13 protein-coding genes, 2 tRNA genes, 2 pseudogenes and 1 riboswitch are annotated in these 19,790 nt (G+C 73.2%); of the genes and pseudogenes, 11 read left to right on the top strand and 6 right to left on the bottom strand.

Features of this window, described 5'->3' with window-relative positions; genetic code table 11:
• Positions 1-193 precede the first annotated feature (193 nt).
• Positions 194-358 carry a hypothetical protein gene (locus FF36_RS35435; protein WP_157866948.1) on the top strand — a complete coding sequence of 55 codons (165 nt, stop codon included), beginning with the start codon at positions 194-196 and terminating at the stop codon, positions 356-358.
• A 264-nt stretch (positions 359-622) separates the two neighbouring features.
• Here FF36_RS35435 and FF36_RS12780 read toward each other — a convergent pair.
• Together FF36_RS12780 and FF36_RS12775 are read right to left on the bottom strand one after the other, a co-directional pair.
• Positions 623-696: transfer RNA gene (locus FF36_RS12780), tRNA-Phe, on the bottom strand.
• A gap of 51 nt (positions 697-747) precedes the next feature.
• Positions 748-822: transfer RNA gene (locus tag FF36_RS12775), tRNA-Asp, on the bottom strand.
• 689 nt (positions 823-1,511) lie between these two features.
• Between FF36_RS12775 and FF36_RS12770 the strand changes: the two genes are divergently transcribed.
• From FF36_RS12770 to FF36_RS12755, 5 genes and pseudogenes are all read left to right on the top strand, one after another.
• The gene (locus FF36_RS12770) at positions 1,512-3,206 is read left to right on the top strand and encodes a FadR/GntR family transcriptional regulator (protein ID WP_052681090.1); all 1,695 of its coding nucleotides are present in this window, start codon (positions 1,512-1,514) and stop codon (positions 3,204-3,206) included.
• A gap of 209 nt (positions 3,207-3,415) precedes the next feature.
• A complete protein-coding gene (locus tag FF36_RS12765; protein ID WP_044885274.1) occupies positions 3,416-4,900 on the top strand; it encodes an MFS transporter in 1,485 nt (494 codons plus the stop codon).
• Positions 4,901-5,000: 100 nt separating this feature from the next.
• The gene (locus FF36_RS12760) at positions 5,001-5,588 is read left to right on the top strand and encodes a TetR/AcrR family transcriptional regulator (RefSeq protein ID WP_044885309.1); all 588 of its coding nucleotides are present in this window, start codon (positions 5,001-5,003) and stop codon (positions 5,586-5,588) included.
• Between the two features lie 13 nt (positions 5,589-5,601).
• A pseudogene (locus tag FF36_RS37820) lies at positions 5,602-5,823 on the top strand (histidine phosphatase family protein); the annotation flags it as partial.
• A 1-nt stretch (position 5,824) separates the two neighbouring features.
• On the top strand, positions 5,825-6,327 hold a 503-nt coding region (locus tag FF36_RS12755), incomplete at its 5' end, for a histidine phosphatase family protein (RefSeq protein WP_242422469.1).
• A gap of 16 nt (positions 6,328-6,343) precedes the next feature.
• On the opposite strand, the gene FF36_RS12750 is transcribed toward FF36_RS12755, so the two are convergent.
• Positions 6,344-6,799, bottom strand: a complete 456-nt coding sequence (locus tag FF36_RS12750) for a DUF3052 family protein (RefSeq protein WP_044885273.1) — start codon at positions 6,797-6,799, stop codon at positions 6,344-6,346.
• Between the two features lie 141 nt (positions 6,800-6,940).
• A riboswitch (S-adenosyl-L-homocysteine riboswitch) is annotated at positions 6,941-7,016 on the top strand.
• A 14-nt stretch (positions 7,017-7,030) separates the two neighbouring features.
• Here FF36_RS12750 and metH point away from each other — a divergent pair.
• The 4 genes from metH to FF36_RS12730 all read left to right on the top strand — a co-directional run bounded on the left by metH (position 7,031) and on the right by FF36_RS12730 (position 14,759).
• Positions 7,031-10,714: a methionine synthase gene (gene metH / locus FF36_RS12745; protein ID WP_044885272.1), complete on the top strand. Its 3,684-nt coding sequence runs from the start codon at positions 7,031-7,033 to the stop codon at positions 10,712-10,714.
• Positions 10,715-11,015: 301 nt separating this feature from the next.
• Positions 11,016-11,450 (top strand): SRPBCC family protein, encoded by a 435-nt coding sequence (locus FF36_RS12740; protein ID WP_044885271.1) that lies wholly within the window; start codon positions 11,016-11,018, stop codon positions 11,448-11,450.
• Between the two features lie 113 nt (positions 11,451-11,563).
• Entirely contained in the window at positions 11,564-13,756 is a 2,193-nt protein-coding gene (locus FF36_RS12735) for a PI-PLC domain-containing protein (RefSeq protein WP_044885270.1), read from the top strand.
• A gap of 340 nt (positions 13,757-14,096) precedes the next feature.
• Entirely contained in the window at positions 14,097-14,759 is a 663-nt protein-coding gene (locus FF36_RS12730) for a hypothetical protein (protein WP_242422468.1), read from the top strand.
• A 45-nt stretch (positions 14,760-14,804) separates the two neighbouring features.
• Here FF36_RS12730 and FF36_RS12725 read toward each other — a convergent pair.
• From FF36_RS12725 to FF36_RS12715, 3 genes are all read right to left on the bottom strand, one after another.
• The coding region (locus tag FF36_RS12725; RefSeq protein WP_242422467.1) for a Dyp-type peroxidase at positions 14,805-16,142 on the bottom strand (1,338 nt) is incomplete at its 5' end.
• 612 nt (positions 16,143-16,754) lie between these two features.
• Positions 16,755-17,438: a hypothetical protein gene (locus FF36_RS12720; RefSeq protein WP_044885269.1), complete on the bottom strand. Its 684-nt coding sequence runs from the start codon at positions 17,436-17,438 to the stop codon at positions 16,755-16,757.
• A gap of 85 nt (positions 17,439-17,523) precedes the next feature.
• A complete protein-coding gene (locus FF36_RS12715; protein ID WP_044885268.1) occupies positions 17,524-18,570 on the bottom strand; it encodes a nitrilase-related carbon-nitrogen hydrolase in 1,047 nt (348 codons plus the stop codon).
• Between FF36_RS12715 and FF36_RS12710 the strand changes: the two are divergent.
• A pseudogene (locus FF36_RS12710) lies at positions 18,469-19,703 on the top strand (agmatine deiminase family protein); the annotation flags it as partial. The gene FF36_RS12715 and the pseudogene FF36_RS12710 overlap by 102 nt on opposite strands.
• Between the last annotated feature and the right edge of the window lie 87 nt (positions 19,704-19,790).

The following is a 19,790-nucleotide window of genomic DNA, read 5'->3' as shown; positions in this document are numbered from 1 at the left end:
CTGGACGGGCGGTGTTGCGTCCCGAAGAAGCGAGGAAGCGAGACATGCCACCGGCCACGGTGGCCGCCGGTCAGACAGCAGTTGCGAGTTCGGTGAACGCGGCGGCCGGCCACAGCCTCGGGGTGGTTTCGACGGCTCGCAGTGGCCGCGACGGTTGTTGTGACTGGCGGTGGTTTGTTGTGATCGATACTTCATGATCCATCTGGGCGACGCGAATGACGCACTCGACCGCGCCGCCCGGACCGACACCACCGGCCTCTCCCCGGAACGCCACGCCCGCTTCCTGGTCGGCATGGCCCACGCCCACGCCCACGCCCACGCCCAGCGTCGCGCCCGGGGTGACGCCTTGGCGAGTTGATGTGGAATACCAGCCTGAGCGACCCATACAGAAAGTACTGAACAATCCCTGAGGTGCGACCCACATTCCGCCCCGCGGAGAACGAGTCGCCGTCAGAAACGCGCCCAAGGCCGAATCCACCCACACCGGCCAGCGTCCCCCAACCAGCCGAGAATCCCAGGCCACGTGGGGGGGTCGGGGGGGCTCGGCCCCCCCGGCAGACATAACGAGATCCCACCGGCGAAACCGCCCCCAGGGCGGTGAGCAGGCAGGATCAGGATCGAGTGGGCAGGGGCGGGGTCGAACCGCCGACCTTCCGCTTTTCAGGCGGACGCTCGTACCGACTGAGCTACCTGCCCCGGGCTGTGCGGGATCGTAGGAGCCGAAACGTGCTTCCGGTCATACGAACGCGGTCCCGACGGGATTCGAACCCGCGACCTCCGCCTTGACAGGGCGGCGTGAACTCCAGACTTCACCACGGGACCATGCTCTTACAGCGATCTTCAGTTGTCGTCCTGGCGGCCCGTGAGGTGCGGTCCGTCAGGATCTGGAGGTCATGCTACACGACCGCAGGCCGAGCGGAACCGGTGGGGGCGGTGGATTCTTGCCCAACGCTCCCAGCACCCGAGCACTCGCCGGGCGCTACCTGAGCACGACGCGCCGGGCGGGCGTGGCAGACAGTCGCGGGGTGGGCGCGGCGAAGAGTCGCCGGACGGGCACGGCAGACAGCCGCCGGACGCGAGCGATCGAGTACTCCGGCCGGCAGGCACCACACGGACGGGTTCGCCGGGGTGCCCGTTCGGGCCATGATCGGGCCGGGGAGAGCCACCAGGAGAGGCGATGGAGTGTCCTCTGCGCCGGGTGGCAGGTCGTCCACCGCCGCCGGGCCGATGACCCCGGATCTGGTGTTTAACCGCAGGTGGATCCCCGGCACCCCGGCCGCGCGGAAGGGCGTGGGCACCCCCGTTCGGGCTACCCAAAGCGGCCGGCGCGTTCCGGAGGGCACTCCCGGGCGTGTCCCAGCACGCATATCCTTGGACATCCAAGCGTGTACGACGGCAGCCCGGGCGAGATGCCCGTTCCGCTCGCCGGCCCCGTCGACCGGAGCCGGCCCGGTTCGGTGCGGCGCCATCCCGTCGCGTCATGCCACATCCTGGGGAGGAGGCCGACGGCGATGCCCTCCACGGACAGGCTCGTGGAGTCGGCGCGCGGCCCGGCCATCAGTGTCAGGCATCCCCCGCGAGGTGACGCCCGTGGCAAGCTCGCGGCGCAGGTCGCCTGGCGGATCGAGGACGACATCGTCCGTGCGGGCTGGCCGGTCGGCGCGGTCATCGGCTCCGAGCCAACGCTGATCGAGCGCTACAAGGTGAGTCGGGCGGTGTTCCGGGAGGCCGTACGGATCGTCGAGCACCACCAGGTGGCGACGATGCGCCGGGGGCCGTCCGGCGGTCTCATCGTCCGCGCGCCGGACGAGGTGGCGGTGACGACCGCGCTCGGCGTCTACCTGGAGTACGTCGGAGTCACGATCGAGTCGATCCTGCGGGCGCGGTTCATCATGGAGTCGCTGGCCGCCACGCTCGCCCCGGCGCGGATCACCGAGGACGGCATCCGCACCCTGCGCGAGATCATCTCCCGGCGGGAGGAGGCGGACCCGACCGAGTTCGGCTCCCACCACCAGCTTCACCATGCGATCGCGGCGGCCACCGGCAACCCGGTGCTGGTGCTGTTCGTCGACGTGCTCAACTCGCTGACCTTCCGCTACGCCGCCCACCAGTACGCCACGACCCGCAGCAGCGCCTCACCGGCGCGGCGCGCCCAGGTCGCCGAGGAGGTGCACCGCAACCACGCCGCGATCGCCGAGGCCGTGATCGGCGGGGACGCCGCCCGCGCCCAGCACCTCGCGGCGGTGCACCTGGAGGCCATGTACGAGTGGATGACCGCGCCGACCGCTGCCGACGGCTCGGACCGGGCCGGATACGAGGGCACGGCCGCAAGCGAGCGCACAGCCATGAGCGAGCGCACAGCCATGAGCGAGCGCACAGCCATGAGCGAGCGCACAGCCATAAGCGAGGGCACAGTCGCCGGTGAGGGCCCAGTCGCGCGGGCGGGCGGGCGGCGGATCCGGCCCCGCGCGCCGGGCCTGGGATCGGGCCCGGGCGGGACGATGCCAGCGGGCAAGCTCGCCGAGACGGTCGCGGGGCGCATCCGCGACGACGTGGCGCGCGACGGCGTTCCCGTGGGGGTGGTCATCGGTTCGGAGAGCGAGCTGCTGGCCCGTTACGGGGTGAGCCGGGCGGTGCTGCGCGAGGCCGTCCGGCTGCTCGAATACCACTCGGTGGCACAGATGCGGCGCGGCCCCGGCGGCGGCCTGGTCGTCACCGAGCCCGACCCGGCGGCGACCGTCGAGGCGACCGCGCTGTATCTGGAGTACAGCCAGGCCAGCGTCGACGATCTGCGGATCGTGCGCGACGCGCTGGAGCTGAGCTGCGTCGACATCCTCATCGAACGCCGCGGGCCCGAGCTCACCGCCCGGCTCTCCGCGCTGCTTGACGCCGATGCCGGCGAGACGCCGGGCCCCGTCGACGCCGGGCATCACCTGCACATGGAGCTGGCCCGGCTGACCGGCAACGAGGCGCTGGCGTCGTTCGTCCGGGTGCTGACGGCGATCTGGCGGCGGCACGTCGACAGTTCCCGCCCCACCCCCGCGGTCGGCGGCGGCGAACCGGCGGCCGACGGGTGCGGTCAGCCCGTGTGTGAAGCCAGGACAGCGCACCGGGCGATCATCGACGCCATCATCGCCGGCGACCGCGGGCTCGCCCGGCACCGGATGCGGCGACACCTGGAAGCCCTCAGCGACTGGTCGCGCTGAGCCACCCTCGCTTCCGGGCCGCCCTCGCTTCCGGGCCGCCCGATGGTGGCAGGGCTTTGTGACCGACGTTATGGGGCTCCTGGCGTGGCAGCGCGAAACGGACTCGTTGAGTCCACGTAATATGTGGACTCACCAAGTCCGTTTTCCGCCCTTCTTCCGCCGGTGACGTCGACGCGCCGGACCCGCATGCGGAGCACCCAAGGAGCACCATGAGCGTGGTTGAACCGCGCCCGAAGCCCGGGCGCACCCTGACCGTCCTCCTGCTGGCCGCGATGTCGTTCGCCCTGGCGCAGACGACCGTGGCCCCGGCGATCCCGGACATGGCCCGCGAGCTGGACTCGTCCGTCAGCAACGTCACCTGGACGATGAGCGGCTACCTGGTGGCCGCCGCCGTGCTGACGCCGATCATCGGCCGGCTCGGCGACATGTTCGGCAAACGGCGGATGCTCGTGGTGTCCCTGGCGATCTTCGCGCTCGGCGGGGTGATCGCGGCGCTGGCGACCCAGCTTCCCCTGGTGATCGTCGGACGGATCCTGCAGGGCGCCGGCGGCGGCATCTTCCCGTTGTGCTTCGGCATCATCCGCGACGAGTTCCCGGTGGAGAAGCGCTCGGTGTCGATCGGGCTGATCTCCGCGATCACCGGTCTCGGCGGCGGGCTCGGCCTGGTCCTCGGCGGACTGTTCGTCGACCACGCCACCTACCACTGGATCTTCTGGAGCGGCGCGGCGATGGCCGCCCTGGCCGCCGTCGGTTCCCAGCTACTGATCCCCGAATCGCCCACCCGCGTCCCCGGCCGCATCGACGTGATCGGCACGCTGCTGCTCAGCGTCGGCCTTGCGCTGCCGCTGCTGGCCATCAGCCAGGGTAAGAGCTGGGGCTGGACGAGCCCGACGACCCTCGGCATGATCATCGGCGGCGTCATCGTGCTCGCCGGGCTGCTCGCCTTCGAGCGGCGCCAGGCCGAGCCGCTCATCGACGTGGCCATCCTCGCCCGGCGCTCGGTGCTCACCACCAACATCTCGACCCTGCTGGTCGGGTTCGGGATGTTCGGCGCCTTCCTGCTCATCCCCCAACTGGCCCAGACGCCGAAGGCCAGCGGCTACGGCTTCGGCGCGAGCGCCACGACCGCCGGCCTGCTGATGGTGCCCGGCGCCCTGATGATGCTGGTCACCGGCCCGCTGGCCACGGTCATCAGCCAGCGCTTCGGCGGTCGGGCGGCGCTGTTCACCGGCAGTCTGCTCGCCACGGTCGGGCTGGTCCTGCTCGCCGGCGTCCCGGGCTCCGAGGGCACGCTGATCGTGGAGTGCATCGTCCTGTTCGGCGGGATCGGGATGGTCTTCGCGGCCATCCCGAACCTCATCGTCGACGCCGTCCCCGCCGAGAAGACCGGCGAGGCCACCGGGGTGAACACCCTGCTGCGCTCGGTCGGCGCGTCGCTGGGCTCGCAGATCTGCGCCAGCATCCTCGTCTCCCAGGCCGACGCCACCGGGCTGCCGACCTCCGACGCCTACCAGACGGCGTTCGCGGTCTCGGCGGTCGTCGCCCTCGTCGCCGGCCTCGCCGCGCTCACCCTGCCCGGCCTGCGTCACGGCCGGCACGACGCGCGGTCCACCGCCGCCGTCGCGTCCACCCCGCAGATCTCGACGATCCCGGCCCAGTCCGGCGCCACCGCCGGCGCCACCACCGGCGGCTGACCTCCGCCCATAACGGCTTGCCCGTCCGGGCCCGACCGCTTCCCGCGGCCGGGCCCGTAGCGGCGTCGTGTGCTCCAATGGTGCCGTGACGACGTCCGAGATGCGCAGGTCGGACGCGCGGCGTAACCATGAGCGGGTTGTCCGGGCCGCGGTCGAGGTGTTCTCGGAGTTAGGACTGTCGGCGACCGTGCCGGACGTGGCCGCCCGCGCCGGCGTCGGTAAGGCGACCGTCTACCGCAACTTCCCCAGCCGCGACGAGCTGCTGACCGCCGTCGTCGAACGCCAGCTTCGGTGGTTCGACACGATCGCCACGACCGCGCTACACGACCCCGACCCGGCAGCCGGCTTCGAGATGTTGATCATGAGCTGGTTCGACCGGATCGTCGCGAACCGGCTGGTCCAGGACGTGATGCGGATGCGGACCCTGGCCAGCGCGGAGATCCAGATCGACCGCATCACCACCCTCGTCGACCAGGTGGTCGTCCGTGCGCAGCGGGCCGGCGCGGTGCGCCTCGACGTCACCCCCGCCGACCTTCGCACGATGATGAGCGGCTGCGCCCAGCGCCTGGTCGAGACCGGTCAGCAGGACATCGACAGCCGGCTGCGGTTCACCCGCCTCATCCTCGACGCCTTCCGCCCGCCGGCCACTCCGGCCGCGCCGGCCGCGCCGGCCGCGCCGGCCGCCTGAGCAGGGGGCGGGCGTGGGGGGTCTGGTCGCCGAACTCACGGCGGTTCGGCACGGGCAGAGCGTTGCGAACGTCGCCTTCCCGGCGGCGCGGGCGGCGGGGCGGCTCGACGCGGGCGTGTCGGGGCGCGACGCCGACGTCGAGCTGACGGCGCTGGGACGCGCGCAGGCCGCGGCGCTCGGCCGGGCACTGGCCGCCGACCCGCCGATCATCCAGCCGCCCGAGATCGTCGTCTGCNCCCCCTACCTGCGGGCCCGCCGCACCTACGGGATCGCCGCCGAGGCGGCGGCGCGCGGGGGCCTGGCGCTGCCCGAGCCGGTGATCGACGACCGGCTAGTCGACCGGCTGATGGGCCGGTTCGAGCTGATGACCAGGGCGGCGATCGAGGCCCGTTTTCCCGCGGAGACCGAACGCCGGCGCGCGGCCGGGCAGTGGGACTACCGCCCGCCGGGCGGGGAGAACTTCCCCGACATCGCCCGCCGGCTGGGTTCGCTGCTGGCCGACCTGCACCGCGACCACGCCGACCGGCGGGTCCTCATCGTCGCCCACGACGCCGTGGTGGTCATGCTGCGCCAGCTCGTCGAGGGGCTCTCCTACGAGGAGCTGGGCCGGATCGCCGCCGAGGGTGGGATCCGTAACGCCGGGATCACCCGTTTCACCCGCGACGGCGATCAGCTCACGCTCGCCGAGTTCAACACGGCGACGCACCTCGCGGGCGTGCGCGCAGACGGGGCGGGCTGACCGGCAGCGCGGCAGGTCAGCGTCGCTCGCGGCGCCAGACGACCTTGAGCCCGGACCAGTTCTCGTCGAGCGCGGCGACCTTGGTGTCGACCAGACCGCGCGGCAGTGCGACCTCGCGGATGAGGTTCTCGCTGACGTCGCTGCGATGACCGGCGGCCCGCCGAGGCCAGGCGATCCACAGCGCGCCCGCGGGCCGGATCGCCTCGGCGAACGCCGCCACGGCTGCGTGGACGTCGACCTCCCGCCGGCAGAACGCGACGCACACGTCGATCGCCGCCAGGCCGTCGGTGCCGTCGGTGCCGTCGGCGGGCAGACCGGCGAGGTGCTCCGGCTCGACACCCTCGGGCAGCTCCGGCACCGCCCACCCGGGCGGCGCGGCGAGGATCACGAGCCGGTGTCCCGCTTTCACCCCCAGTTTGCGAGCCAGCGGCGTCCCGGAGTAGCCCGCCCGTCCGGCGCTGCCCGACCCCATCGCGCGCTCCCTCCCGTCGGCGTCACGCATCAAGAAACACCACGTCGAGATCACGCCGGCAACCGGCCGGAGAACCGGGCGCCGACCTGCGACTACCCGAGCTGTCGCCAAGCGATCACGCGGGCACGGTATCGTCGTTGTCAGGTCGAGAGGCGCTGCAACGGACCCAGGTCCGCCACGCTCGACCCGAACCGGTCACCAAGGGCGCCTCCCACGACAGGGAGGTGTCTCATGGCTGGAACCGCTTCCGTCGGTGAGGTGGCGGGTCGCCCCGGTACCCGCGACAGCGCGGCCGCGCTGCGGGAGCTGCTCGCGAAGCGAGTGGTCGTCCTGGACGGCGCCTGGGGCACGATGCTGCAGAACGCCGGGCTCACCCCGGCGGACTACCAGCTCGACTCGCTGCGTGACCACCCCAAGGACGTGACCGGCGACCCGGACCTGCTGAACCTGACCCGGCCGGACGTCATCCTCGACGTGCACCGGCAGTACCTGGCCGCGGGCGCGGACATCACCACCACGAACACCTTCACCGCGACGAGCATCGGCCAGGCCGACTACGGTCTGGAGTCGCTGGTGCGGGAGATGAACCTGCGCGGCGCGCAGTTGGCCCGACAGGCCGCGGACGAGGCGGGTGGGCGGTTCGTCGCCGGCTCCATCGGCCCGCTCAACGTCACGCTGTCGCTGTCCCCGCGGGTGGAGGACCCGGCGTACCGGGCGGTGACCTTCGACCAGGTCCGCGCCGCCTACGCCGAGCAGATCCAGGCCCTCGCCGATGGCGGGGTCGACCTGCTGCTCATCGAAACGATCTTCGACACGTTGAACGCGAAGGCCGCGATCGCCGCGGCCCGCGAGGTCGCGCCGCAGCTGCCGCTGTGGATCTCGGTGACGATCGTCGACCTGTCCGGGCGGACCCTGTCGGGGCAGACGGTCGAGGCGTTCTGGAGCTCCATCGCCCACGCGAACCCGCTGGTCGTCGGCGTGAACTGCTCGCTGGGCGCCGAGGAGATGCGCCCGCACGTCGAGGCCCTGTCCCGCATCGCCGGCACCTACACCGCCTGCCACCCGAACGCCGGGCTGCCCAACGCCTTCGGCGGCTACGACCAGACCCCGGCCGAGGCCGGCCGGCTGATCGGCGAGTTCGCCGCCGCCGGGATGGTCAACATCGTCGGTGGCTGCTGCGGGACGACGCCGGCCCACATCGCCCGGATCGCCGCCGCCGTGCAGGGCACGGCGCCGCGGCAGGTGCCGATGCCCACGCCACGGACCCGGTTCAGCGGCCTGGAGCCGTTCGAGATCGGCGAGGACACCGGCTTCGTCATGATCGGCGAGCGGACCAACGTCACCGGTTCGGCGCGTTTCCGTCGCCTCATCGAGGCCGACGACTACCAGGCCGCGGTCGACGTCGCCCTGGAGCAGGTGCGCGGCGGGGCGAACCTGCTCGACGTCAACATGGACGCCGACCTGCTCGACAGCGAGCAGGCGATGACGACGTTCCTGAACCTGCTGGCCACCGAGCCGGAGGCCGCCCGCCTGCCGATCATGATCGACAGCTCACGGTGGAGCGTGCTGGAGGCCGGGCTGCGCTGCGTGCAGGGCAAGGGCGTGGTCAACTCGATCAGCCTCAAGGAGGGCGAGGAGGTCTTCCTCGACCACGCCCGGCGCATCCGCGACTTCGGCGCCGGCGTCGTCGTCATGGCCTTCGACGAGCAGGGCCAGGCCGACACCACCGAGCGCAAGGTGGCGATCTGCGGGCGCGCCTACGACCTGCTCACACAGAAGCTCGGGTTCCCCGCCACCGACATCATCTTCGACCCGAACGTGCTCGCCGTGGCCACCGGCATCGCCGAGCACAACGGCTACGCCAAGGCGTTCATCGACGCACTTCCGCTGATCAAGCAGCGCTGCCCGGGAGTGCGGATCAGCGGCGGCATCTCGAACCTGTCGTTCTCCTTCCGCGGCAACGACGTCGTCCGCGAGGCGATGCACTCGGCGTTCCTGCTCCACGCGGTGCGCGCCGGGCTCGACATGGGCATCGTCAACGCCGGCCAGCTCGCCGTCTACGCCGACATTCCCGCCGAGCTGCTCGAACTCGTCGAGGACGTGCTGTTCGACCGGCGCGAGGATGCCACCGACCGGCTCGTCGCCTTCGCCGAGACGGTCAACGGCAAGGGCACGCAGCGGGTCGTCGACCTGTCCTGGCGCGAGGCGCCGGTCGCGCAGCGGCTCTCGCACGCGCTCGTGCACGGCATCGTCGACTTCATCGAGGCGGACACCGAGGAGGCGCGGGCACAGGCGGCGCGCCCCCTCGACGTGATCGAGGGCCCGCTGATGGACGGCATGAAGATCGTCGGCGACCTGTTCGGCTCGGGGAAGATGTTCCTGCCGCAGGTGGTCAAGAGCGCGCGGGTGATGAAGCGCTCGGTGGCCTACCTGGAGCCGTACATGGAGGCCGAGAAGGCGCAGGCCGCCCTCGCCGGCGACGCCCCCGCGGCCCGTAGCGGCAACGGCAAGGTCGTGCTCGCCACCGTCAAGGGCGACGTCCACGACATCGGCAAGAACATCGTCGGCGTCGTGCTCGGCTGCAACAACTACGAGGTGATCGACCTCGGCGTCATGGTCCCCGCCAAGGTCATCCTCGACACCGCCATCGCCGAGGGCGCGGACGCGATCGGCCTGTCCGGCCTCATCACGCCGTCGCTGGACGAGATGGTCGCGGTCGGCGCCGAGATGCAGCGCCGCGGGCTGACCCTGCCGCTGCTCATCGGCGGCGCCACCACCTCGCGCCAGCACACCGCGGTGCGCATCGCCCCGGCCTACGAGGCCACCACCGTCCACGTGCTCGATGCCTCCCGCGTCGTCGGGGTGGTCTCGGATCTACTCGACACCGAGCGGGCCGAGCAGCTCGACACCCGCAACCGGGCCGAGCAGGCCAAGCTGCGCGAGCAGCACGAGAACCGCCGGGCGCAGCCGCTGCTCGGCCTGGAGCAGGCGCGGGCCAACCGCGAGCAGGTGTCCTTCGACGAGCTGCCCGTCCCCGCCTTCACCGGGCTGCGGGTCGTCACGCCGGACCTCACCGCGCTGCGCGAGATGATCGACTGGCAGTTCTTCTTCCTCGCCTGGGAGCTGAAGGGCAAGTTCCCCGCGATCCTCGACCAGCCGGTCGCCCGCGAGCTGTACGACGAGGCGAACGTGTTGCTCGACCAGATCATCAAGGATGGCAGCCTGCAGGCGAAGGGCGTCTACGGCTTCTGGCCCGCCTTCGCCGACGGCGACGACCTGGTGATCGAGGCCGGCGCGGTCGCGGGCGCCCGCGACGGCCGGCTGCGGCTGCCGATGCTGCGCCAGCAGACGGCGAAGCCCGCCGGCCGGCCCAACCGCAGCCTCGCCGACTACGTCGCGCCCGCCGGCGACCACCTCGGCGGCTTCGCCGTGGCCGTCCACGGCGCGGACACGCTCGCCGCCGAGTTCGAGGCGCGTCAGGACGACTATCGGTCGATCATGACGAAGGCCCTCGCGGACCGGCTCGCGGAGGCGTTCGCCGAGTACATCCACCTGGCCGCGCGCCGCGAGTGGTTCGAGCCGGACGCGGAGCCGAGCCTGGAGGACCTGCACGCGGAGCGCTTCCGCGGCATCCGCCCGGCGCTCGGCTACCCGGCCAGCCCCGACCACAGCGAGAAGCAGGCGCTGTTCGACCTGCTCGACGCCGGTCAGGTCGGCCTGGGCCTGACCGAGTCGTTCGCGATGACCCCGGCGTCCGCCGTCAGCGGGCTCATCTTCGCCCATCCGGAGTCAAAGTACTTCACCGTGGGACGCATCGGCCGGGACCAGGTCACCGACTACGCCCGCCGGCGCGGCCTCGGCGTCGGCGACGTCGAGCGCTGGCTGCGCCCCAACCTGGCCTACGACCCCGCGTAACAACCGGCCGCAACCCGGCCTCTCAACCTGCCCCTCGGCTCGGCGGAACGGCATCGCCGGGCCGAGGGAGCACAGCCGCGACGGATTATCCGCGGCTGCCGCGGCAAAGCGGCCCTTACGCGCCTGACCGGCCGAACACCCGCGACCGAACCGCGATTCCACACGTTCGGGTGTTTTATGTTTACCGGTAAGCCCGGGTTCTTATACGTTCCGTTTCGCGTCAGGAAAGATCGGCCGTGCTGCCACAAAAGGTTGCCGCCGAATCCCGTACGTACCCGGAATATGTGGAGGACCTGCCATTATGGCCGATCACGTCTCGTCCACGATCGTCATCAAGGCGCAGCCCGCGGCGGTACTGGCCGTCATCGCCGACATCAGCCGGTACCCCGACTGGTCGGAGCCGATCAAGTCCGCGGAGGTCATCGAGACCACGCCGGCCGGCCTGCCGGCGAAGGCCCGTTTCCAGGCAAAGACGACCTTCGGCAAGGAGGACTACGCCCTCGTCTACGACTGGGCGGGCCCGAACTCCGTCACCTGGACGATGCTCGAGTCGGACCGGGTGCGCACGCTGGACGGCAGCTACACGCTGACCGACCTCGGCGACGGTAGCACCGAGGTGACCTACGACCTGACGGTCGAGCTGAAGGTGCCGATCCCCGGCCTGCTGCGCCGCAAGGCGGAGGACAAGCTGGTCGAGTCCGCCCTGTACGACCTGAAGACCCAGGTCGAGCGCTAGTCCCGGCGGCGGGTCGCGGCCCCGGTGGCCGGTCGACCCGTCGATGAGGTGAGAAGTGTGACCCCCGGTGCCGTGGTGGCATCGGGGCCATCCCGACCGGGCATGTCCCGACGGTGCGCCGCCTCGACGTCTCCGCCGCGGCCGTGCGGCGTGTGCGGACGTGGATCGTCCTGGCGCTGGCCGGCGCGCTGCTGTGCTGGCCGGTGGCGGTCGTGGCGCTGACGACGAACCTGACGGTCCAGCGCGCCGGCTACTACCGGCAGGCCGTCGACGAGACCGACCTCTACCGCCGGCTCTACGACGAGGTGCTGGCCGACCCGGCCCTGGCCGGCGTCACCCGGGACCTGCTCGCCGGGCTGCCCGTCCCGCCGGACGTCGTCGTCGACAACCTACGGCTGGTCGCGCCGGCCCCGGCGGTGCGCGGCGCCGTGAACAGCCTCAGCGCGCAGATTTCGGGCTATCTCGCCGGCCAGCGCCCGGCGCTGACGCTCAGCGTCGACCTGCGCCCGACGTTCGCGGCCATCGCGAAGCTTGCCACCATCTACCTGGCCGGGCAGGTGTCGGGCACGCCGACCTTCCAGGCTCACGACGTCGCCGCCGTCACGCAGGTGCTGGTCGGCGGCCTCGACCAGATGGCACAGGGACGCCGGCCCGCCGGCATCCCGACGATGGACCTGACGGACGCGCAGGCCGACCAGATCGGCTCGGTGCTGCTGGCCCGGCTCCCCGCCGCCGAGCGGGCCCGGGTCGACGACCAGGTCATCGGGCTGCTGCGGCAGGGAAAGGTGCCCGCCGCGCTCGCCGTGGTCGGGCCCCTGCTGTTCCAGGGCGACGAGGCGGCCCTGGCCGACCTGCGCCGGCGGCTGGCCGGCGACCGGCTCGACCTGGGCACCCCGCTGGCCCGCGCGCACGAGTCGGCCGGCGTGGGGCTGCTGCACGTGCTCCACGACCTGGGCCGGTACGGCACGGTCACGCTGGGGGCGTTGTTCGCGGCCATGGCCGTGCTGGCGGTCCTGCTCGCCGCGCGGCACGCCCGCTGCGGGCGCGGCGACACGATCCTGCTGGTAGCCGGGGGAATGGTGGCCGGCGGGGCCGCCGCGCTGCTGCTCGGGCTGCTGCTGCCCACCCTGGTCGGCGACCCGACGGCGGGCGTGGTCGGCGCCAACCCGACCCTGCCCCTGCGGGTGCGGGATCTGCTGCACGACCTGCAGGGAAACATGATCGGCCGGATCCGCACCGTGTGGGGCCAGGTGGCCGCGGGGGTGGCGCTGGCGGGATGCCTGCTCGGTCTCGTCGGCCTGCTCGTGCGGCGCCGGCGTCGGCCGTTCACCCGGCGCCGCTCGGTGATCATGGCGCTGTCCGCGGCGGTGCTGCTGAGCTGCTCGTGGCTGGCGACGCCGGCGCGGTTCGGCGGGGAGGCGGCGAGCTGCAACGGCAGCCGGGGCCTGTGCGGGCTGCGCTACGACGAGGCGGTCTACGCCGCCAGCCACAACGCGATGGCCTCCAGCGCCGCCGATTTCGTCGGCGCGACGCAGGATCCGGACCTCGTCGGTCAGCTCGACACCGGCGTGCGGGCGCTGCTGCTCGACGTGCAGCACTGGACGACGCCGACGCAGGTGGAGACGTTCCTGGCGGGCCTGCGCCCGCGGGAACGCGACGCGCTGGCGCCGCTGGCCCGGGGGGCCCGCTCCGCCCGGCCCGGCCTGTGGCTGTGCCACAGCGTGTGCCAGTTCGGCTCGGTGAACTTCGAGGAGGCCCTGCGCTCGGTCGACGACTGGCTGGCGCGCAACCCGTCCGAGGTCGTGACGTTGATCCTGCAGGACTCGGTGCCGCCCGGGGAGGTGATCGCCGCCTTCCGCCGGGTCGGGCTGCTGCACCGGATCGTGACGCCGCCCGCGGACCCGCACGGGCGCTGGCCGACGCTGGGGCATCTGGTGGCGGCCGACCGCCGGCTGGTGGTCTTCGCGGAGAACGCCGACGTCCCGAAGAGCTGGTATCGGCGGTTCTTCCGGTATGGGGCGGACACGCCGTTCGACGTGCCCTCCCCGGCGGGGTTCACCTGCCGCGTCGGGCGTGGTTCGCGCACCGCGTCGATGCTGCTCGTCAACCACTGGGTGGAGGGCGACGATCCGGGCCGGACCTACGCCGACGCGGTCAACCGGGAACCCGCCCTGCTCGCCCACCTGCGCCGCTGCGAACGGGCCGGCCTCACCCCGACGTTCCTCGCGACCGACTTCACCACCATCGGTGATCTCGTTCCGACGGTGGCAGCGCTGAATGCCCGGCGCAGCCACTCCCCCCGCTGACCGTCCTCTTTTCCGCCGGCTCGACCGAGAGAACATTTATCAACGGTTTCCGGAGGCTCGCCACACTTCTCCCAATGTACGACGGCGGGCGATGGTGCGTACCCGGTCAACCGGTTTATCGCGACGCTCCCGGGTATTCGGAGATGGCAAAGCTCCCGACTACGGCCACCGGCGCCCCGGACGGAAAGAAGGTCCCGAGATCTCGTCGACCCCACGCCGATCCACGCACGGCGGCCCGTCGACGCCGCGGGCGGAGCCGAAATCCCGGGCGCATCGGCCCAGTTCGCCCGCGGCGCCTGGCGCCGCCTCCGGTACGGCCAGGTCGTGGCTGACCCTCGCCGTGCTGGCCGCGCTCGCGGTCGCGGTGATCCTCGGTGGCCGGTCGGGCGGCGGCGGCCCCCGGCAACCCGCCCTGGTGGTCGGCGACTCCATGGTCACCGTCGCCGCCAGGTCCACCGACACGGCCCCGGTCCGTCTCGTCGGCTACTCGGGACTCGCTCCCAGCGTCTACGCCGACGCCACCTCGCCGTTGATCTCCGATGATCTGGCGGCGGCGGGCCGGCCGCGAACCGTGGTGCTGAACTGGAACGGCAACAACCCCGGCAACCTCGTCGGCACCCAGCTCGTCGCCGCCTACCGCGCCGAGCTGACCGAGCAGATCCGCTGGTACCTGCGCCACGGGGTGACCCGGATCGTGCTGGCGGCGGCCGTGCCGTCCTCGTTCAACAGCACGTCCGGCCAGGTCGACTGGACGACGCCGGCCTCCCGCCTCCACGGCTGGATGCTGGGCAGCGCGCGGTTCAACGACCTGTACCGCGAGCTCGCCGACGAGTTCCCGGGTCGGGTGCGCTACTCGGAGCGGGCGGCGCGGGCGATCCATCCGACGATGGCCTTCAACACCGAGCTCGACGGCCACCGGTGCATCGTGGACTTCGTCCATCCCGCGCCGTACTGCGCGCAGCGGTACGCCCGGGCGCTCGCCTCCCTGGCCGCCGGGCACTGAGCCGTCCGCCACCGGGCACCCAGCCATCACCGACACCGAGCCGCCTCAGGCCTCCTCGAGCAGGCTCTGGCCGAGGTAGCCGCCGGCTGGCGGCGCCGGCGGGACGGCGAACAGCGCGCTGGCCGTGTGCCGGATGAACGTGTTCAGCGCGTCGGAGGCCGCGAGGGTGCGCTGCACCGGGACGAACGCCGTGCGCGGATCGGCCTGGAACGCCAGGAAGAACAGCCCGGAGTCCGGCTCGCCGGTGGCGTCCAGGCCGTCGTCGTAGGAGTAGCCGCGGCGGAACATGGCGATGCCGCCGTGGAACTGCGGATTGGACAGGCGGATGTGGGCGTTCTCGGCGATCAGGAGCCGGCCGTCCGGGCCGCGGGCGGCGAAGTCCGACGCCGTGTCCTCGCCGCCCCCGGTGGCCGCGGGCGGTGCGGACAGGGGCGCCCCGTCGTCGATCCGGCGCCCGACGACCTCGCCGCGGGCGTCCTCGGTCAGCCGCTCCCAGCTCTCCAGCAGCATCCGGATCCGCCGGCACACCAGGTAGGTCCCGCCGCGCATCCAGGCCGGGCCCCCGGCGGCCCACACGGCGAGGTCGAACTGTGCCGAGCCCGGCCGCGGGTTGTTTGTGCCGTCGAGCTGCCCCATCAGGTTGCGCGGGGTGGCTGTCGGGTCGGCGGCGGCCGCCGCGGTGCGCCGGAAACCGCGCTGCACCCAGCGGGGCCGGACCAGGTCGGCGGCGAGCCGGCCGAGCTGCCGGGCCGCGGCGAACGCGACCATCGGATCCTCGGCGCAGACCTGGACGGCGAGGTCCCCACCCCCGCGGGTCGCCTCCAGCCGGTCGCCGGGCAGCGCCGGGATGTCCGCGAGCGGCCCGGGGAGGCGCGCGTCGAGGCCCGCCCGGCGCAGCGCCGCGGCCCCGATCCCCACCGTCACCGTCAGCCCCGCCGACCCCAGGCCCGCCGCCTCCCTGCCCACCCCCGCCACACCGATCTGGACCGCGCCGCTCTGGGACGCGCCGCTCTGGGACGCGCCACTCTGGGACGCGCCGCGCATCAGCGTCCGGCCGCCGTCCGTCCACGCCCGCAGCACCGTGCCGAGGGCCGCCCGGGCCGCCGCCGGATCGGCCGCCGTCAGGTCGTAGGCGGTGAACACCAGGTGGGCGGGCGCGCGCTCGGCGATGCCCGGTTGGTGGACGCCGTCGCCCGTCACGGGGGCCAGTGCCGCCCGGCGGGCCGCCTCGACCGGATCGGCCCGCTCGGGAAGCAGCCGCTGCGTCCCCATGGTCACGCCGGTGCCGGCCCCCGCACCCAGGCCGAACAGCCCGGCGCCGGCGAGCACCCGACGCCGGTGCAGCCCGGATCGGCGATCCACGGCCGGAGCGGCCGGAGAGGCNGGGGCGGCNGGGGCGGCGGGCGACGAACCCGGCGCCGGCCGGTTCGACGTCTCCCCGCCGTTCACGCGGCGCTCCCCAACAGCAGCGGCAGGTCGTGGGCGTTGTCGCGGAGGGGAACTCCGTCGGGCATGGGAACTCCAGGTGTGAGGGCGCGGCGGCCGGTACCCGCGCCCATACGGTCGGCACGGTCCGGGACGCAGGTGCGGGGATGCCTCGGGGAGCGCCGGGGTCGCCTCGGCGCTCGGGGTGCCACTGGCCGCACCACCCACTCCGTCACATTCTGCGATCATCTGCGCACCGAATCATGCCGAGGGGTGGGTACGCTTGTAGGCCGCAGAACCGTGCCGAAGCCTCGGCACGATCTGACCTCGATCTGGCCGGAAACCGCGGCGGCAGTGGACAGGTGGCAGCGATCGGGCGGCAGTAGACGGGTGGCAGCGATCGGGCGGCAGTAGACGGGCGGCAGCGATCGGGCGGCAGTGGTCGGGCGGCAGTGGTCGGGCAGCGCGGACACAACTGGCGGGGCCGGCTACACAGGGTCACGCGGGGTTCGGAGCCACTCGCCCTGGCTCAGGAGCGCCGGGGTGACCGGACGGCGGGTTCGGGCCGGGTCAGCAGACCTGCGGAGGGCCTCGGCGAACGACGCTGTGGCGCAGCCCGGCCGGGCACGGCCAGCCGGCGGACGCCATCGCCGAGCGCGGCTGGCGGCGGCCGGTGGCGACCGGAGCAGGGGCGGCCGGCGGTCCGAGCAGTCGGCACAGGCCGCGGGCCAGCACTCCCACCAGGGCACCGGCGACGCCCAGGGCCGCGTCTACCCGTCGCAGCCACCAGGCGGTCAGCCCCGCCACCAGCAGGTGCGCGCCGGACATCAGCAGCAGCCCACCGCCGTGCGCCATGGCGGGCATCAGCGCCGGATGAGGCGCCGCACCGCCGACGGTCGCGAGCAGGCCCTCACGGCGCAGCAGCGTCGCGGCCGCCGCGGCGTGCGCGCCGGGCGCCGCGCACAGCAGCCGGGACAGGTCCGGACCCGAGGCTGCGCCCGGCCAGGCCCCGAAGGCGGCGTGCAGCCCTGCCTGGGTGGCCGCCATCAGGCCGACGACGAGCAGCAGCGAGGGAGCCGGACCGGCGCAGACGCCGGTGACCACCGTCACGGCGACGAGACCGGCGAGCAGCACCCACAGGGGTGGGACCGCGCCGTGGGCAGCAACGTGCGCGACCACACTCAGGGCGACGCACATCGCGCCGAACACGCCGGCCCGCAGGCCACGCGCGACCGGTCCGGCGGACGCCTCCACGCCGCGACAGTCTAGGTGATCCCCACCCCGGGTTCTACAACCCGTCGAAGATCAGAACGCGACGTGAGGTGAGTCCAGGCGCCGGTCAGCGGCCCTCGACGTCGCCCGCACCGGGCTCGGCCAGCCCGGCGTAGGCATCGGGGCGGCGGGTGGTGAGGAACGGGAACAGCGCCAGCCAGTCGCGGCGCTGGTCCAGGTCGAGGTCGGCGACCAGCACCGCCGGGACGTCGCGCGGCGCCCGAACCAGCACCCTGCCGTAGGGATCGCTGATGAACGAGCTGCCGTAGAAGGTCAGGGCACCCTCCGTCCCGATCCGGTTGATTGCCACCATGAACGTGCCGTTGGCGATCCCGTTGCCGACGATCACGTTGTGCCACAGCGGTTCGGTGTCGAAGCCGGGATGATCGGGCTCGGAGCCGATCGCCGTCGGGTACACCAGGACGTCGGCGCCGGCGAGCGAGTACGCCCGGGCCAGTTCCGGGAACCACTGGTCCCAGCAGGTGGGGAAGCCGAAGCGCCCCTGATGCAGCTCGACGACCGGGAAGCTGTCGGCCCCGGCCGGCCCGGGCCGGAAGTACCGGTCCTCGTGGTAGCCGGCGGTGACCGGGATGTGCATCTTGCGGGTGCGGGCGAGCAACGCGCCGTCCGGGCCGACGACGATGGCGGTGTTGAAGCCCAGCCCGTCGGGCCCGTCCGCCCGCTCGTAGAGCGACATGTGCACGGCCACGCCGAGCTCGGCGGCCAGACCGGCGGCGAGCGTACGCGTCGGCCCGTCGTCGACGCTCTCGGCCAGCGCCGCAGGCCCGCTGCCGCTCCTCGCGGGCCGCCCGTCCGACCCTCGCTCAGCCGGCACTCGCCCGTCCGGCGGCTGGGCTTCCGGCGGCCGGCCGGCCGGCGGCTGGGCTTCCGGCGGTAGGTCGGCAAAGTAGCGCGACAGCGTCAGTTCCTGAAAACAGACGAGCTGGGCGCCGAGCTCGGCCGCCGCTACCGCGCCCGCCCGCAGGGCGGCGGCGTGCTCGGCCGGGTCGGGATGCCAGCGGTGCTGCACCGCGGCGATCCGCAGCGGCGCGCGCGTCGGCGGCGCCACCCGGGCCGGCGAGGCGGGCGCCCCGATGCTGGTGATCGTCAGCATCCCCCGATGCTCTCACGCCCGGCACGCCCCCACCGGTCCCCCGCCCCGCGCCCCGCCGCGCCGTGCCCCGCCGCGCCCGGCGGTCGGCGGGTCGCGGGCATCGGGCCTGCGATGATGACCACCATGACCGCCGCTCCCGCCGCCCGCCGGATGCCGGCCGAGTGGGAGCCGCATACCCGGACCTGGATGGCGTTCCCGCCCCCGAACGACACCTTCGGCGCGGAGGGCTCACCCGGCCTCGCCGCGGCGCGCTCCGCCTGGGCCCGCGTGGCGACGACGATCAGCCGCTACGAGCCGGTCACCCTGATAGCCGGCCCGGGTCAGGGCACGACCGCGGCCCGGCAGGTCCCGCCCGCCGTGACGGTGATCGAGCTCGCGCTGGACGACGCCTGGCTGCGCGACAGCGGCCCGACGTTCACGATCGACGGCGGCGGGCACCTGGGCGCCGTCGACTGGGTCTTCAACGGCTGGGGCGCCCAGGACTGGGCGAACTGGGACGCGGACCGGCTGCTGGCCACGGCCGTCGCCGCGCGGGCCGGCGCGGCGGTGCGCCACTCGGCGTTGACGAACGAGGGCGGCGGGATCGCCGTGGACGGCGCCGGCACCGTCCTGCTGACCGAGACGGTCCAGCTCGACCCGCACCGCAACCCGGGCTGGGACCGCGCCCGGGTGGAGGCGGAGCTGCACGCCCAGCTCGGCACGACCCACGCGATCTGGCTGCCGCGGGGCGTCGCCCGTGACTACGACCGGTTCGGCACCCGCGGGCACGTCGACGTCGTCGCCGCGTTCGTCCGGCCCGGCCTCGTCGCCGTGCACAGCCAGCCCGACCCGGCACATCCCGACCATGAGACGACCCGGGAGCTGGCCGCGCTGCTGCGGGCCAGCCACGACGCCGCCGGCCGCCCGCTGGAGATCGTCCAGATCGCGGCGCCCACCGTGCTGGAGGTCGACGGGGGCCCGGCCGGCTACTCCTACCTCAACTACTACGTCGCCAACGGCCTGGTCGTCGCCGGCGTCTTCGACGACCCCCGCGACGCCGACGCCCTCGACCTGCTCACCCGGCTGTACCCCACCCGCCGGGTCGAACCGGTGGACGCTCGGGTGATCTTCGGCAACGGCGGCGGAATCCACTGNATCACCCAGCAGCAACCTCAGGTCATCCGCTGACCCGACCGCCGCCGAACCACCCCGCGGCCCGCTGCGACGCGGACGAACCCGCG

Source organism: Frankia torreyi (assembly GCF_000948395.1).
Lineage (GTDB): Bacteria > Actinomycetota > Actinomycetes > Frankiales > Frankiaceae > Frankia > Frankia torreyi.
This window is presented reverse-complemented; position numbering and strand designations above follow the sequence as displayed.